The sequence below is a fragment of the Roseateles chitinivorans genome, assembly GCF_002761755.1.
Taxonomy (GTDB): domain Bacteria; phylum Pseudomonadota; class Gammaproteobacteria; order Burkholderiales; family Burkholderiaceae_C; genus Roseateles; species Roseateles chitinivorans.
Genome location: NZ_PEOG01000005.1, coordinates 127,529 through 142,311 on the forward strand (window position 1 = coordinate 127,529; position 14,783 = coordinate 142,311).

The window sequence follows — 14,783 nt, forward strand, 5'->3', positions numbered from 1 at the left end:
GCGGGCCTCTGTGGTGCTCTCGTGACGGGTGGCGCGCTTTTGGCCACAAGCTCCGGGCGGCAGTGGTTGCATCGGGTCGATTCAGCGGTGTTGGGCGAGCGCGGAACGGACGCGTGGGCACGTTGGCGTGCTTCGGAAGACTGGTCAAGCGTGGCCCCACTGCGCCCGGGTCAGGACTACGCCTGGTTGGCTGCAGCTGGCGTGCCGGTGCGTATCGCCCATGCGCTGGGGGAATCCGACCAACGGACCGCCAACACGTTGGGGGCCGCTCGGCGGGCCTACGCGGCGGGCCTGCGCGTGCTGGAAGTGGATCTGGTGTTGGAGGGGGGCGAACTACGTTGTCAACACGACCCCGGCCCCCAGGGGGATCTGCTTAAAGACGGCTGCAACATCAACACGCTGCTGTCCACCGTCCCACGTGACGCCTGGATCGTGCTCGACCTCAAGAGTGATATCGAGACCGCAGGCCAATACATCGTTGACCGCATCCAGGGCACGCCCGACGAGCGCCGTGTCGTGTTCCAGCTCTATCAGCCCAAGGACTTTTCCTTGTTCAACCGCTGGCAGTCCCGGGCAAATTTACCTGGCCCGATTCTCAGTACCTACCGGGTTCGACGGAGTGTGGATCATGTCGCACGGCACGCCGACCGGCTGGGCGTGGGCGCGTTCGCCGTCCCGCTCGATCGCCTACCGGCCCTGTCATTCCGTCCCGCTGGCGCGCGTATCCTTGCCCACCCGGTCCACGATTGTCTTTCGTGGGCGGAAGCGCTACGCCGCGTCGACGGCGTCTACACGCTGTCATCCCTCCAGTGCGCGAGCCTTTCTCCGGTCCGTTCTACATGAGCTCCAGTTCCCGGCCGTTCCGTCCGCCCTTTTCGAAGCAAGGTGCGCGCTTGGGCCTCCTATGGCAGTTCCCCGTCCGGTTCGTCGCGACCGTCTTGGCGTTGCATGCACCGTCGTGGCTGAGCGTCTGGATCTTCCAGGTGCCGCGCGCCGAGGAACGGCCGCTGTTCAATCTCGATCTGCTGCTTGGAGCCGCTGTCGCGTGCTTCTCGTCACTGGGGGGGGCGCTCGTATTGACTGCGGCGTGGGCGGCCGATGGTTTGCGCGCCGCCGCCAAGAACTATCACTTCATGTCGACGGTCGACTTCGTCGATGCGGCGCGATTCGTCGACATGCTGCACCTGCCGGCTCTCGTATCTCCCTCGATGCTGGGAGCCCTGGGCGGCGTCGCGATCTGCATGTGGTTGGTGCTGCGGCTCACCAGGCATGCCCGGCTGCTCGCGCTGCCACTGCTGATCGTTGCCGTGCTCGCGGCGGGCTGCGACATCGTCAACGGATCGTTCCACTGGTTTGGCATGGACAAGGACAAGCGTGCCGTCAGCCTGAACTTCGCGGGGAGTCCCGCGTGGAACGTCTGGGCCGCCGAGCGTCAGAGCTTTCCCGTGTCGGGTCCTGGAACGCGGATCGCGAACCCGGTCACATACCGGTCCTTGCAGTCCTGGCAGGCGGACCGTCCCGGGCAGTCCGCCGTCCTGATCCTGGTGGAGTCGATGGGACAGCCCCGGGCTCCCGCACTCAACCGCTGGCTTGAGAATCGGCTGATGACGCCCAGGTTGAAGGCACGGTGGGATACCCGGACCGCCGAAGAGCTCTTCAGCGGGTCGACGACCTTTGGCGAGCTTCGCACCCTGTGTGGCCTGCACGTTCACTACTCGAGGCTCGACGAAGCACTTGCCTCAGACTGTCTGCCTCGTCAATGGATGGCGAAGGGCGTGACGAGCATCGGCCTGCACGGTTTCGGACTGCGCATGTTCGACCGATCGGCCTGGTGGCCGCGGATCGGGCTGCAGCCCTGGAACTGGAGGGACAGCGCTCTCCCAAGGTCGATGAACTGCAACCCTGCCTTCCCGGGCGTTTGCGACGCCGACGTGCTTGCCCAGGCCGTGGGCCTCGCCCAGGAACCCGGTCGGTTCGTGTACGCCCTCACGCTGGACACGCATCTGCCCTTGGACTTCAAGCGGCTGCCGCCACTACCGGACGATCTGCGCGAGGCTTGCGCCGCCTCGGCGACACCGCTCGAAGCCTGCCAGTTGGTGCGTCAACTCGGGGATCTGCTGACCCGGCTGGAGGTGCTTCTGGCAGCGTCAGGGACCACGCCATTCCTGGTCGTCGTTGGCGATCACGCGCCACCGTTCAGCGAACGACTCAACCGTGACGCTTTCGCCCAGGACCGCGTGCCGCTGTTCATCATGAAGCCGCGGTGACGCTCGGGCGGGGCGTCGACGATGCGAGTCGATCGGTGATCGTGTCCACCATAGGTTGCAACATAGCTTCCCAGCTGTGATGCGACTCCACGTAGGCTCGCGCCGCCCGAGCCATCGCACCGGCTGCAACCCGGTCCTCGAGCAGATCAAGCACGCGCGCCGCGTAAGCGGCGGGATCGTCGGCGACCGCGATTTCGACACCGTCCTTCGCGTGAAAGCCTTCGAGGCCGATCGACGTGGAGACGGTGGGAAGGCCAAGCGCCATGTATTCGAGCACCTTGTTCTGCACCCCCGCCCCCAGGCGCATCGGGCAGACTCCGATGGCCCCGCCGTGCGCGGCGACTGCCACACTGTCGACCTGACCGGTGACGACGACTCCGTCGGCGCGCTCCAGTTGCGCACGTTCGTTCGGACCGATGCGACCGATGACGCGCAGGCGGACCTCGGGGCGCTGTCGGCGGACCAGCGGCAGGATCTCCAACGCCATGTATTGCACCGCGTCGAGGTTCTGTAGTGTGGTCATGTTCCCGATGAACACCAGATCTCCGGGGGTGTTCGAGAATGAAAAGGGCAGGCCGGACAGATCGACCCCGTTGGAGGCTACGGTGGCCCGCGCCAGCCGCGCCGGATCGTTGCCGAACAGGAATTCGCGATCCACCGAGGAGACAAGGAAGGAATGGTCGAAGTCGTCCACAACGGCTCGTTCATAGGCTTCCAAGCGTTCGCTTTCGATGCGGTAGACCTGGGAGCGCAGGTCTCGCGCATTTCGTCGCTCGCGTCCGACGCGAGCGTAGTTCAGCGAGATTGCATCGGTCATCTCAAGAAACTTGGGCGCCGGCAGGTCACGAATCGCGTCGCCGGTACGGATCAGATGGGCCAGGATCCCGTCGTGCTCGGGCATCAAGGCCCGGATACGCCGTCGAAATTCGGACGACCGGTAATAGGCGTTCTGCAGCGGCGTTTGCGTGGGCAGGGCCAACAGGCTGTTGAACCGGGACCGCCACTTGGGTAGGTAAACGCGCTCAATGCGCTCGAAGACACCATCCATCGGGAGCCTCGAAGTCATTTCCGCCTTGCTGTCGCACAAGCTGAGCAGGGTAAGTCGGAAGTGCGCGGAGAGCACCTTGCAGATGAAGTAGATGCGCAGCCGGTCACCGCCGATGACCGGGTAAGGGTAGCGAGGGGTGAGGATGAGCAAGCGGGGGCGCAACATTCAGGAGCCTGTCTTCAACCATTGACGAACATTCTCGGCCAGCAGCCTGTCTTCGGCTGGTTCCTGCGGCGGCAGCGCCGATCGATCGAGGTGCTCGAGAACAGTGACTGCGTCCTCGAAGCTCTTGCGGTCGCCGTAGAGTTGGACCGTGTGGTCCTTCTGGTCGCGGAATGGTGGAATGTTGGTGGCAATCGTGTACTTGGCGCAGCACTTGGCTTCCGCGATGGAGCGCCCGTAACCCTCGTTGCGCGAGTGGACCCAGACCCAGCGAGACCGCATGTAGGCCTCGACAACCTCTGTGTCGGTCAGCCGGGGCAGCACCCTGATCAGCGTCGGATCGATTTCGGGATGCTCCGCGAGCCAACGCTGGGTAATGCTCGCATCACCGGCCAGACCCAGTAGCGACACAGGAATGCGGCGCTGCGCCAGGGTCGACGCATACAGGTCGAGCGCGCCGCGCAGGTCCTTGTTCTGTCCGATGCCCGTGCAGAGTAGGACCTCGTCGCCTTGAGGGAAGGCCAAGCCGCGGATTGTGGCCCGGAAGGTCCAGAAGCCGTTGGGCAGAACCAATCGCCGTGATCTAGTAAACGCCTTCAGCTTGACGGCCACCCGGTAGGTGGCGGTGGAGACGCAGGCGACATCGCGGCCCAGGGCTGCATGCACCCACTGGGTCAGCCGGACATATCGCGCCACCAAGCTCTTGTCGGCTTTGCGGTTGGGGATGAAGTCGTGGACGATCAACAGTGCCCCGGGATGCAAGCTGCCCAGAACCGACGCGGTGTTGTAGGGGTAGACGGACTTCGAATGGAAGAGGGACAGCACGGGCATCAGCAACTGCTCGTACAACATGAACAGGACGTTCTGCACCGACTTCGGAACGCCGTGTGCCCACACCGGACAGCACAGTTCGACGACATGATGTCCTTCCATCTCCAGCGCCTCGCGCAGGTTCCTGCAGTAGATGGGGATTCCTCGCTCCATGACGCCGGAGAAGAAATTGAAGATCAGAATTCGCATCGGTTTCGGGATCTTGGTCCTGTAAGACGGCGGCGTGACGTTGATTCAATGCGGCAGCGAAGGGCGTGCCGGATCCCTCCTGGAGATTCGCTGCACCAGCAGGCCGATCAAGAGGATGTACGGAAGGCTCTTGAGGATGAACACTAGCGGCTGCACCAACTCCGCGCGCAGGGTGTAGAGGAAGGCCGGAGCCAGTGCACAGAGGATGGACAGGCTGATGACGGTCTTACGGCTTTCGAGCAGCCGCAACGCGCCATACAGCACCAGCAAGTAGAGGGCCGCAGCGAACGGCCAGAGGGGCCCACTCATCAGCAACACCTCGAAGATCAGCGAGGAACTGACGCTTGTCAGAGGATTCGGATTGCCAGTGAGGCAGTAGTTGAACTCGCCCGACAGTTGCGCACCGCTGCCGACTCCGATGAGCGTCCAGAACTGCGAGAACACCAGCGAGCCGTCCAGGCTTTTCAGGCACTGCGGCTGCGCGGCGACCGAGAGCAGTCCGTTCACGATGGAGGCCAGCGAGTCGAGCACGATCAGCAGGTACTCCGACAAAGGAATCTCGAACCCCTCGCGGATGAAGGACACCATGGAGAGTGCGAGGAAGGCCACCACGAGCCAGATCGGAGACGAGATCCTCTGAAACAGCCTCGCCGCCTTGTTGCGTTCGAACAGGGAAAGGATGTAGATGGCGGCGAGGACGCCAAAGAAGCCCTTGTTGCGGATTCCGATCACGATGTCGGAAACGATCAGGATCAGACACGCTAGCTGCATAAGCGGCCGATTGCGGAAGAGCGCGATGCCGATAATGCCGGTCAGCAGGCTTCCGCCGCTCAGGACCCGGATCCACGTGGGTACGGCACTAAGCAGCGCCTCACCATCGACCCAGATGGCCAGATGGCCGTACTCGCTTGCGCTCAGTACGCCAAAGTAGGCGCGAAGCTTGTAGGCTTGGGCAAGGGACACGGCGGCGAAGACGAAGACGAACGCTCTGTTGGGCTCGAATGTGAAAGGCCTCGTCTCCTTCTCCCTGTCATAGGTTTCGCAATGACTGAGAACCGTGAGCAGGTTGCCGATGCTCAGCAGTCCAAGCAGGAAATCGATCTGCGGGGCGTCATTGAGCGGATTGCTGAGCACCCACGCGACGCAGGGAATTCCAAAGAGCAGTCCGTAGCTGATGGCCATCAACAGGAAAAAACCGAAGCTCAGTCTGCGTCGTGCATACAGGTGAACGAAGCCCACGACATACCCTGCTGAAACCAGGCGGATCGCGATAGCGGTTTCTCCCACCGCAGCCAACGCGTAGCCGAGGCCGGTCAGGGCGGCGAGAGCGCAGAACCAGACAAGGATGTCGGTGCCGGTCGGCAAGACAGGCGGTGAGGGCAGCTTTATTGCATCAGAAGTCGACACGCGATCCTCCCGCGGGTTACACGCCAAACTTCTTGCTCAAGAATCGCCAGATCAGCATGGGCACTGCGTAGCGCAACCCGTTCACGCGAAGCGGACTCGATTGCAGCAAGGCCTTGGCGGTCACATCAACGACGTTCTTCGGCGAGAACGGCTGGATTCGCTTGAGCGATGCAGCCTCGACCTCCCGGTATTGCTCCGGCGACACGGCCAGCAACTGCGCGATCAGCGTGCTGATCGACTTTCGCGGATAGGGCAGATGCGGCTCGAAGAAGCTGGTTCCCGGAATCTCGTGGAGGAAGCCGTAAGTCTCCGCCGCCGTGGCGTATTCGATCGCGGCGATGCTGGGAACGCCACAGGCTGCGGCCTCCATCACCGCCGTACCGGAGCCGACGAAGACGAGCGCGTCGCTCACCGCTTCTTTGAATCGGGGGTAGTCAAGCGGTCCGTGGAGCACGACGACCTCCGACAGGCCTTGCTGCGCGATGACTGCGCGCAGGCGGGTCTCGTCGGGCCCATCGCCGTAGATGTGGTACGTGACCGGATGCCCCTGTGCTCGCAGTGACTTGACGACCTCCAGCATTGTGAAGTTGTAGGTCTTGAAGTCGCATAGCCGACCGACGGAGACGATCTTGTGCCTGTCCACCTGTGCCCGCGTGGGAGGAAGGTACTTGTCGATATCGACCATCAACGGAACGACGGGCGCCTGTGGGAATGCGCGGCCAAGCAGGCGTTCGTGGTGGGCCTTTGCAGCGTCGTTGCCGAACACCTTGTTCTGGTCGGGGAGGCCGTCCCGGAAGATCTGGCGAATCGCTTGATGGTGCCGGAATCCCGCCTCGACCGGGGCACAGAACAATTCCGTCTGATAGACCCCTGCCAGGAGGTGCGCCCTCCGGTATACGAACTGCTGCAGCAATGCCCCGAGGATCAGCGCGTAGTTGATCGTCACGAAGATGTAGTCGAAATCGGCGCCCAGTCGGCGACGCATCCGCGATGGTATCGGGGTGGCGACGTCCGAAAGAAAGACCACGGTGGCGTGCTGTTGCAACTCGGTGAGGAGCACCGGGTCGTAGGCCTTCCTCAGCAGCAGTACCGTCGCATCGAATCCCTTCGCCTTGAGCTCCCGTATGAGCCGGAGCAACAGGGTCTCCACGCCGCCCATCTCGAAATAGAGGTTGATGAACAGAATGCGCTTATTCATGGGGCAGACGTCGCCATGCGCTGTAGAAGAGGGCGCAGAGCACGGTGAAGTAGAGGAAGTAGCAGGCGGCATAGCCGATGGATGCTCCGAGGGCCTGATGGCGAGACGACAGGATCCATGCCAGCACGAAGAACAAGGTCGCCTGCGCTATGTCGCCCAGGACGCTCCACCGTAGCCAAGCGTTGGCAACCACGACGTAGCCCATGATGAAACTGCCGATCTTGAAGAAGTCCCCAATCAACTGGTAGGTCAGCAGTTCTCGCGCCGGCAGGAACTTGTCCGAGAACAATAACGAAATCAATGGCGCCCCGAACAGCCAGATGACTGCGATGCAGGTGGCGACCAGGGGAAGCAAGCGCTTCATTGCGTCCAGCATGTAACGCAACTGCTGTCGGCCGGGACCCAGTTCCGAAAGCCTGGGCATGTAGTAACCGGCAAGCACCATGTTCACGAACAGCAGATAAGCATCAGAAAGCCGGATCGTTGCCTGCCAATAGCCCACCTGCGTCCAGCCCGCTTGGTTCGCCAGATGGCTGCGTAGCAGCATCTGGGCGACAGGCATCGTCGTCGCGGACGCAGCTAGCATTAGCGAGAAGCGGAAGAGGTGGCGGGCGTCTGGCTTGTTGATTCTGAAACTTCGTCGAAGGATCTCCGGGTACTTCCTCCTGGTGATCCATAGCGAGATCAGCACTGGCAGGGCCGGCAGCGCCGCCAGACCGATGAGCATGCCGGTGTCGCCCCAAAGATAGATCAGGGGTGCTAGTGCCAGCAGACCCAGCAGCGTGCCGGTAGTATTGACGACGTTTGATGAGACGACGTCCTTGTAGCCGCCCATCACGGCCAAGGCGAAGGTGTTGAAGGCGATCCCCAACTGCGCAAAGCTCAGGATATAGACGATGTATGCATAACCTGGCTTCTTGAAGATCCACAGCGCAAGCGGTTGTGCCGCCGCGAGCCCGATGATCAGCAGGACGATGGAAGCGATCAGGGCGTAGCCACGCGCCGTCGAGAGGAACTCCAGCAGACGTGCGGGCGTCTCCTTGTACTCCGCCACATACTTGACGACGCCCGTCGCAATGCCACCTCCAGCCAGCAGCACCAGGATCGTCGTGAGGGACATGAACTGACCCATAAGACCTAGGCCGGTGGGACCAAGCAAGGTCGCGATGATCTTGATCAGCAGCAGGCCGAACAGCAGCTTGATGCCTGCACCGATCGCGGAAACGGCACTGGCTTTCAGGAGTGACATAGCGCTCGCGCCCGCAGGCGCTTTCGAAGACCGTGGTGTCGCTGATCAGGACGTGGCCAGATGGGCCAGCACTGCGCCGCACACGCGGTCGACATCGGCATCGTTCAGCTCGTAGAACATCGGCAGTCGCAAGAGGCAGTTGGAAAAGCGGTCGCTGTGGGGAAGTGGGCGGCCGTCGTGCTTCTCCTGGAAATACGGACTGTCGTGCAGCGAGAGGTAATGGAACACGGCATGAATGCCTTTGGCCTTCAGTGCCGCAATCAGCGCAGTGCGTTGTTCCAAGTCGCGACACACCAGATAGAACATGTGTGCGTTGTTGGTGGCGTAGTCCGGTATCGTAGGGAGCGCGATGCCGTACTCCGGCAGCGCCGAGGCCAACTGATCCCAGTAGCGTTGCCAGATCGCCCGACGCCGCTGCTGAATGGTGTCCAGGTTCTCGAGCTGTGCGAACAGGTAGGCCGAGATGATGTCCGACGGCAGGAAGGAAGAGCCGACGTCCACCCAGCCATACTTGTCGACTTCGCCGCGGAAGAACGCGCTGCGGTTCGTTCCTTTTTCGCGGATGATCTCCGCACGGCCGCCATAGGCGGGGTCATTGATGGCCAGAAGGCCTCCTTCACCCGCGATGACGTTCTTGGTCTCGTGGAACGAGAACGCAGCCAGCGCACCAAGGCTGCCCAGAGGCCGGCCCTTGTAGAACGCATCGATGGCCTGCGCGGCGTCCTCGATTACCGTCACGCCGTGCCGGCGTGCGATCTCGTCGATGCGGTCCATGTCGCAGGCGACCCCGGCGTAGTGCACCACCACGATGGCACGCGTGCGAGGCGTGATCAGCGCCTCCAGCTGACCAGCATCGATGTTCGGGTTGTCGGCCTCACTATCCGCGAAAACCAGCTTCGCTCCACGCAGGACGAAGGCGTTGGCGCTTGAAACGAAGGTGAACGACGGGACGATGACTTCGTCACCTTCCTTGATGTCAAGCAGCAGCGCGCACATCTCCAGTGCGTCCGTGCAAGATGTGGTCATCAACGCCTTCGAGAAACCATAGCGCTCCTCGAAGAACGAATGGCACTTCTTCGTGAACAACCCGTCGCCGGAAATCTTGCCGGAGGCCACCGCCTGGGCGATGTACACCAACTCGCGTCCATGGAGATAGGGCTTGTTGAAGGGGATCGTTGTCATATCAGTAGCGCTTGTGAAAGCCGAGAAGAAGCGCCTCGAACTGGAAATCGAAGCGGCGGTAGAGATTGAGGATCGGCACATTGGCGGCTGAGATCAGCGTGTGTGCCTCACGGATGCCTTGCAGTCGGTTGAGCCGTAGAGCCTCCGCCCACAGCGGCACCCCCAGCAGCGCGTGGCTGCGCTTGACGCCGGTCAATACAAGGTCTGCGACGGTGTCCATTGTGCGCTGCACATGCAGGCCGATCACTTCGCCCTTGAGGCGATAGGTCAAGACCTCGTGGCGCTGAGCAACCAAGTCGAGCAGCCAAAGCCGATAGCGTTGCGACGCGTCCTCGCGCGATACCCATGGATCCTCATGAATACGGCCATGCAGGAAATCCTCTGCCAGGATGTCCTGCAGCGCGGGATAGTCCTCCTCGCGCGCGGGCTCAAGTACCGGTCCGAGACGGATCAGGCGGTCGAAGGCCTCTGTCGATTGGATACGCGTGTGGCGGATCCGATAGCTGGCTTCGGCGAAATAGAAGCCGCTCTGATGCAGCGTCCGCTTTTCCTGCGTCGACGGCGTGAAGCGGCCATAGGCGAAGCGCACGCCTTCCTCGGCCGCCCAGGCGTCGAAGCGAGCGAGCAGCGACGTGACCGCCGTGTCGTCCGCGCCCGCCGCCACGTCCAGGCGCGTGATCTCTGCGCACGGATGGCCGAAGACGCGCTCGTCCCAGGGCGTGCGACGACATTCGAGCGTGGTGGTGTCAATGGTGAAGCAAGGCATGGCGGCTCTCTGTCGATCCGACGGATCAGTCAGCTGGTCGGCAGCAACACGTTCCGACTGAAGGTGGTGATCAAGTCCTGGCCATCCCAGACCGGAGCGAACGACAGGGCTTCGCCGAATTTGGCAAAGCGGTCGACCGCCCGCGGTGGCAGGACCAGCGCGAGGTCGACCAGTTCCTCACGCGTGAAACCATAGACCGCGAGCGTCTGCTCCTTGTCCGACAGCTGCGGTGCCAGTTCAACGAGGCGAGGGAACCGCGTTTCGAGAAACAGGCCGTTACCGCAATGCAACGCCTTGGCGGACTCGTCCAGCACGGCCTCCAGGCGCAGGCGCATTGGATGAGCGCTGCGGAATTCTCCCGACATGGCGGGCCGCGCCAGTTCTGCGGCGGCATATTCGAAGCTCGCGGCCACCCGGGCCATGTTCATGGCTTCCGAGTTCTCGGGTTGCCGACGAGCCAACTCGACGTGCAGGGCCGACCAGAAACGTTCGGCGGCAGTGTCGATGGTCGATTCATCGCCGATCCAGGCCACTAGTCGTGGCGACGAACAGGCCTGCTGCGCGAACCAGAACGCGTCGTTGTAGAACGCCGCAGCCATTTGACGAAGTGAGGCGTCGTCGGCCTCCAGCACCGCCGAGGCGCGAATCGCGCAGGCGGAAAAGCGGTCCGGAAAGCAGACTTCGATGGCCGTCGGTCGAAGCGGGATGGTGCGCAGCGCCCGTACCGTCGCATCGCCGCCCCAGACGACGCGGATGAGGCAGGACTCGGAGATGGTCCGCGTCAACTGCTCGTCATGAGGGTAGGTTAATAGCACGATGCGCGCGCGCACCGGCGCCCCCACGTCCTCGGCCAGCGTCTGAGCCAGAGCGTCAACCAGGAAGTCCAGCGGCGCACTCGACTTCTGCGAGACGCGCACCAGGTTCACGTTGCCCGAGAGCAGCGACAGTAGCCACGAATACATGAACACGGAGTCCACGTTGCTCGGTGCCAAATGGAAGGCCAGCCCGCGACCGAGCTTTAGCTGTTCCGGACTTTCGAGTACGTACCTGCTGATCAGCGTCTGCAGATTGGCTCCACGGAACCAGTGACCCAGCGCCGCAAGCTCAGGATGTCGACGGATGCCTGCTGAGGTCAATAGTTTCTGCGAGAAGCGGCGCACAAAGGCCACGGCCCGTTCGTCGAATGGACGCCAGGCCGGCTGCGACCGTAACACCGAGAGCACTTGTGCGATGGGAGCGCCGTCCGAGGCGCCAAGGATGTATCGGATGTTCATGCCATTACCCGCGTGTCGCTGCAGCCGCGCATCTCGACCTGCGGCAACCGGCCGCGCACCGAGAAATGGCTGCCGTGTCGGCCGCAGGGGCAGCCGTCTCGGCCATGCCGCGTGCCGACATCCTCGGTCAGCAACGAGTGACCGGGATAGCTCAAGGGGATAGCGCTGAGCACTTGGATGACGCCCGGTGTCCCGTCTGGAACCGGTTCTAGCGTGTATGGGTCGCGGATGATTACGTCAGCGTACGCGGGGCTATGCAGGTGCCCATGCTCGCATTCCATGAAGATCGATCCAACCTGTTCCACCATGCCGTAGTAGTTGTGCACGTGGTCGATGCCAAACTGCTCGTTGAGCCGGGCCTTGAATTCCTCGTTGTCCACCTGCTGGTCCAGCAGACGCTTCCAACCGCCGCCATGGATCAGGAGGCTGCCCTTGGGGAAGTGCAAGCGCACGCCTTGGCGAAGCGCGCTCTGGTAGAGCCCCTGCCAGACGACGAACGTGAAGCCGAACAACAGCACCGGCGTGTCGGCGTGGCGTTCCAGCCAGGCCTGTAGTCCTGCGACGTCCAAGGACAGCGCATCGTCGAGGCAATGGAAGTGATCCCGTCCGTAGGTGGAGAACCCCAGGATGCCCGCGGCTCGCGCATTGAACCGCTTGCGATCGTTGAGCAGCCCGCCGGAGTCCACGATCACCATCGGCCAGCGCTTCTTTCCGAGGAACGAAGCCATGATGGCACTAAGCACCCGGGTCTGGCGGATCGAGGTCTCGCGGTCCAGATAGATGCGGGAAACTGCCTGTCCGGTCGTGCCGCTCGATGTCAACGTCTTGATGACGTCCTGCTCGGGCACGCTGCGCAGTTCGGCCGTTTTGAACAGGCGCACTGGCAGATAGGGAACCCGATCCAGCGTGGCGGCGTCTCCGGCGGGGAACAGTCGGTCGACCATCGCGGCATAGCGGGCGCCACGTGCGTGATGCCAACGGGTGAGTTCGTTCATCGTGGACAGCAAGGCCGGCCCCTTCACCGACTCCGGGTAGTCGTAGGGGCGGGAGATGTCCAGATGAAGCGCGGGGCCCTGGACCGGAGCCGGGCCGGGTGCGGGCGTTTCGGAAGACGTCATTGACTGCTCAGCAACTGGCTGTAGTCCTTCTTGCCGGTCGGCAGAAGGGGAAGATGGTCCACGATCCTCAGCTTGACCATCGAGTGGTGGATCATGAACTGATCCCGAAGATAGGCCTGTGCAGCGTTGATCGTCTCGGTATCACCGGACTCAATCCAGACGACTAGGCAGTCGTCCTTGCCGCCGACCGAGACCGGCCTCTGCAGACGCGCCTGCAGGGCGTGCTCGACTTCGTCCAGCCCGATGCGGTTACCGCTGAGCTTGATGAAGCGCTTGAGGCGGCCGGTGATGTAAAAGAAGCCATCTTCGTCGACGCGACCCAGGTCGCCCGTAGCCAGACGGCCGCCGAGCTCGTCACCTAGCGACAGGTCGGCCGCACGCTCAGCGTAGCCAAGCATTACGTTCGGACCTTCATAGATCAGCTCGCCGGAACCCTGAGTGACACTGAGCGTGCCGCCCGGAATCGCGATGCCAATCGAACCGAGCTTCGCCGCAAGGCGCTCCGGCGGCACGTAGCTGATGCGTGCGCAGGCCTCCGTCTGGCCGTACATGACGAAGAAGCGCCAGCCGTTCGCTGCCGCAGTCTCGGCCACTAGCCGAGTCATCCGGTCGTCCAGCTTGCCGCCGGCCTGGGTGAGCGTGCGCAGCGTCGGGGGGGGGCGTTTGAAGAAGCCGGTCCGGACCAGCATCTGATAGAGGTAGGGCACGCCGGCTAGCGAGGTCGCGCGATGCTGCTGCAGCCGATGCAGAAATTCGCGGCTCATCACACCATCGCTGTTCAGGATTAGCGTGCCGCCGGCGCTGAGATGGCTGTTGACCACCGACAGACCGTACGAATAATTCATTGGCAGCGACATGATCGCGCGCTCATTGCGGGACAGCGACAGATAGTCGGCGATCGATACCGCGTTGGCCTGTACCGCTTCACGAGACAACCGTACCAGCCGCGGGCTACCGGTGCTGCCGGACGTACTGAGCAGTAGTCCCAGCGCCGGATGCAGTGCCGCGCGAGGCGTCGAGCGCTTCAAGGGCATCGGGCCGGTTTGTCCGTCGCGACCGGCGATCCAGTCTGGGCCGTAATGCGACACGAGCGCCTCGAGCTGGTCGGTCGGCATGTCTGCCGCCAGCAGCAGTGGCACATGCCGCATGCGCAGGCAGGCGAGCAGCAATGCGATGTCATCGACGCGGTTGGCGCACAGCAAAATCCCGAAGCTACGCTCCCCGTACGACGCGAGCTGCTCCTCGTGGCCGCGCACGCGCGCGAGCAGCGCCTTCCGGTCCACGCCTGTGCCGTCGGTGTCGACAAGCACGATGTCGTCCGGCGCATGGGCGGGCAACTCCCAGAAACTCATAGGCTCATTCCGCCATCGATGCCGATCACCTGCCCGGTGATGTAGGACGCGCGATCGGAGGCCAAAAAGCGAACGAGGTCTGCGACTTCGTCGGCCGTCCCCATGCGGCCCATCCGCACCCGAGCCAGGTTCTGACGATGGACGTCCTCTTGGTGCTGTCGGTTGAGGTCGGTGTCGATGTAGCCAGGGGCTACCGCATTGACTCGGATCTGATGGGCAGCGAGTTCCTTCGCCGCGGCAAGCGTGGCGCCGATCAGGCCGGCCTTAGCGGCGCTGTAGGGCACTTGGCCCTCGAAGCCGAAACGGCCGACGATCGACGACATGTTGACGATTGCGCCACGCCCCGCACGGCTCATGAGTTTCGCCGCGCCCTGCGTGTGCAGGATGGCCGCCGCGAGGTTGACGTCCAGCGTCCGAGACAAGGCTTGATGGGAGATCATTCCCAGCTTGGCTGGCTCCATCACGCCGGCATTATTGACAAGCACATCCAGGCGGCGGAACTGCTTGAACACCTCCTGAAAGGCCTTGCCGATGCTCTCTGTATCGGCCATGTCGTAAGCGATGACCAGGGCAGCGTCACCAATCTCCGGCGGCAGTGATGCCAGCAGGGTGTCGAGCGATTCACGGCGGCTGGCATGCAGCACGAGCCGATAGCCGTCCTGCGCCAGCGCGGTCGCGCAGGCCGCGCCGATGCCGCGGGAGGCTCCAGTGACGAATGCAACGCGTTCCTGCATGGTGCG

13 protein-coding genes are annotated in these 14,783 nt (G+C 62.9%); 2 read left to right on the plus strand and 11 right to left on the minus strand.

Annotated elements, in window-relative coordinates; translation table 11 throughout:
- Positions 1 to 150: 150 nt before the first annotated feature.
- Both CS062_RS01045 and CS062_RS01050 read left to right on the plus strand, forming a co-directional pair.
- Positions 151 to 843, plus strand: coding sequence for a hypothetical protein (locus tag CS062_RS01045; protein ID WP_143742214.1), 693 nt, complete (start codon positions 151 to 153; stop codon positions 841 to 843).
- Positions 840 to 2,267 (plus strand): alkaline phosphatase family protein, encoded by a 1,428-nt coding sequence (locus CS062_RS01050; protein WP_143742215.1) that lies wholly within the window; start codon positions 840 to 842, stop codon positions 2,265 to 2,267. Before CS062_RS01045 ends, CS062_RS01050 begins: the two co-directional genes overlap by 4 nt.
- Here the strand turns inward: CS062_RS01050 and CS062_RS01055 are convergent.
- Genes CS062_RS01055 through CS062_RS01105 form a run of 11 tightly spaced genes read right to left on the minus strand, consistent with a single transcriptional unit; the run spans position 2,251 to position 14,777 of the window.
- Positions 2,251 to 3,465, minus strand: coding sequence for a glycosyltransferase (locus CS062_RS01055; RefSeq protein WP_233217852.1), 1,215 nt, complete (start codon positions 3,463 to 3,465; stop codon positions 2,251 to 2,253). The two genes, CS062_RS01050 and CS062_RS01055, sit on opposite strands and share 17 nt — an antisense overlap.
- Positions 3,466 to 3,480: 15 nt before the next feature.
- Positions 3,481 to 4,497 carry a glycosyltransferase gene (locus CS062_RS01060; protein WP_099859625.1) on the minus strand — a complete coding sequence of 339 codons (1,017 nt, stop codon included), beginning with the start codon at positions 4,495 to 4,497 and terminating at the stop codon, positions 3,481 to 3,483.
- Between the two features lie 45 nt (positions 4,498 to 4,542).
- Entirely contained in the window at positions 4,543 to 5,904 is a 1,362-nt protein-coding gene (locus tag CS062_RS01065) for a hypothetical protein (RefSeq protein ID WP_143742216.1), read from the minus strand.
- Between the two features lie 16 nt (positions 5,905 to 5,920).
- Complete coding sequence (locus tag CS062_RS01070; protein WP_158238633.1) at positions 5,921 to 7,102, minus strand: glycosyltransferase family 4 protein; 1,182 nt, start codon at positions 7,100 to 7,102, stop codon at positions 5,921 to 5,923.
- Positions 7,095 to 8,351: an O-antigen translocase gene (locus tag CS062_RS01075; RefSeq protein WP_099859628.1), complete on the minus strand. Its 1,257-nt coding sequence runs from the start codon at positions 8,349 to 8,351 to the stop codon at positions 7,095 to 7,097. The genes CS062_RS01070 and CS062_RS01075 overlap by 8 nt, the downstream gene beginning before the upstream one ends.
- Positions 8,352 to 8,396: 45 nt before the next feature.
- A complete protein-coding gene (gene rffA / locus CS062_RS01080; RefSeq protein ID WP_099859629.1) occupies positions 8,397 to 9,533 on the minus strand; it encodes a dTDP-4-amino-4,6-dideoxygalactose transaminase in 1,137 nt (378 codons plus the stop codon).
- Between the two features lies 1 nt (position 9,534).
- Positions 9,535 to 10,299, minus strand: a complete 765-nt coding sequence (locus CS062_RS01085) for a GNAT family N-acetyltransferase (RefSeq protein ID WP_099859630.1) — start codon at positions 10,297 to 10,299, stop codon at positions 9,535 to 9,537.
- 29 nt (positions 10,300 to 10,328) lie between these two features.
- A complete protein-coding gene (locus CS062_RS01090; RefSeq protein WP_099859631.1) occupies positions 10,329 to 11,573 on the minus strand; it encodes an acyl-CoA reductase in 1,245 nt (414 codons plus the stop codon).
- Positions 11,570 to 12,691, minus strand: coding sequence for a LuxE/PaaK family acyltransferase (locus CS062_RS01095; protein WP_099859632.1), 1,122 nt, complete (start codon positions 12,689 to 12,691; stop codon positions 11,570 to 11,572). The genes CS062_RS01090 and CS062_RS01095 overlap by 4 nt, the downstream gene beginning before the upstream one ends.
- A complete protein-coding gene (locus tag CS062_RS01100) occupies positions 12,688 to 14,043 on the minus strand; it encodes an AMP-binding protein (protein WP_099859633.1) in 1,356 nt (451 codons plus the stop codon). The genes CS062_RS01095 and CS062_RS01100 overlap by 4 nt, the downstream gene beginning before the upstream one ends.
- A complete protein-coding gene (locus CS062_RS01105; RefSeq protein ID WP_099859634.1) occupies positions 14,040 to 14,777 on the minus strand; it encodes an SDR family NAD(P)-dependent oxidoreductase in 738 nt (245 codons plus the stop codon). Before CS062_RS01105 ends, CS062_RS01100 begins: the two co-directional genes overlap by 4 nt.
- Positions 14,778 to 14,783: the final 6 nt, after the last annotated feature.

Bases quoted from the DNA above. Each gene is read 5' to 3' on its own strand.
- CS062_RS01050 (WP_143742215.1), top strand. From the start codon at position 840: ATGAGCTCCAGTTCCCGGCCGTTCCGTCCGCCCTTTTCGAAGCAAGGT.
- CS062_RS01060 (WP_099859625.1), bottom strand. From the start codon at position 4,497: ATGCGAATTCTGATCTTCAATTTCTTCTCCGGCGTCATGGAGCGAGGA.
- CS062_RS01070 (WP_158238633.1), bottom strand. From the start codon at position 7,102: ATGAATAAGCGCATTCTGTTCATCAACCTCTATTTCGAGATGGGCGGC.
- CS062_RS01075 (WP_099859628.1), bottom strand. From the start codon at position 8,351: ATGTCACTCCTGAAAGCCAGTGCCGTTTCCGCGATCGGTGCAGGCATC.
- rffA (WP_099859629.1), bottom strand. From the start codon at position 9,533: ATGACAACGATCCCCTTCAACAAGCCCTATCTCCATGGACGCGAGTTG.
- CS062_RS01085 (WP_099859630.1), bottom strand. From the start codon at position 10,299: ATGCCTTGCTTCACCATTGACACCACCACGCTCGAATGTCGTCGCACG.
- CS062_RS01090 (WP_099859631.1), bottom strand. From the start codon at position 11,573: ATGAACATCCGATACATCCTTGGCGCCTCGGACGGCGCTCCCATCGCA.
- CS062_RS01095 (WP_099859632.1), bottom strand. From the start codon at position 12,691: ATGACGTCTTCCGAAACGCCCGCACCCGGCCCGGCTCCGGTCCAGGGC.
- CS062_RS01100 (WP_099859633.1), bottom strand. From the start codon at position 14,043: ATGAGTTTCTGGGAGTTGCCCGCCCATGCGCCGGACGACATCGTGCTT.
- CS062_RS01105 (WP_099859634.1), bottom strand. From the start codon at position 14,777: ATGCAGGAACGCGTTGCATTCGTCACTGGAGCCTCCCGCGGCATCGGC.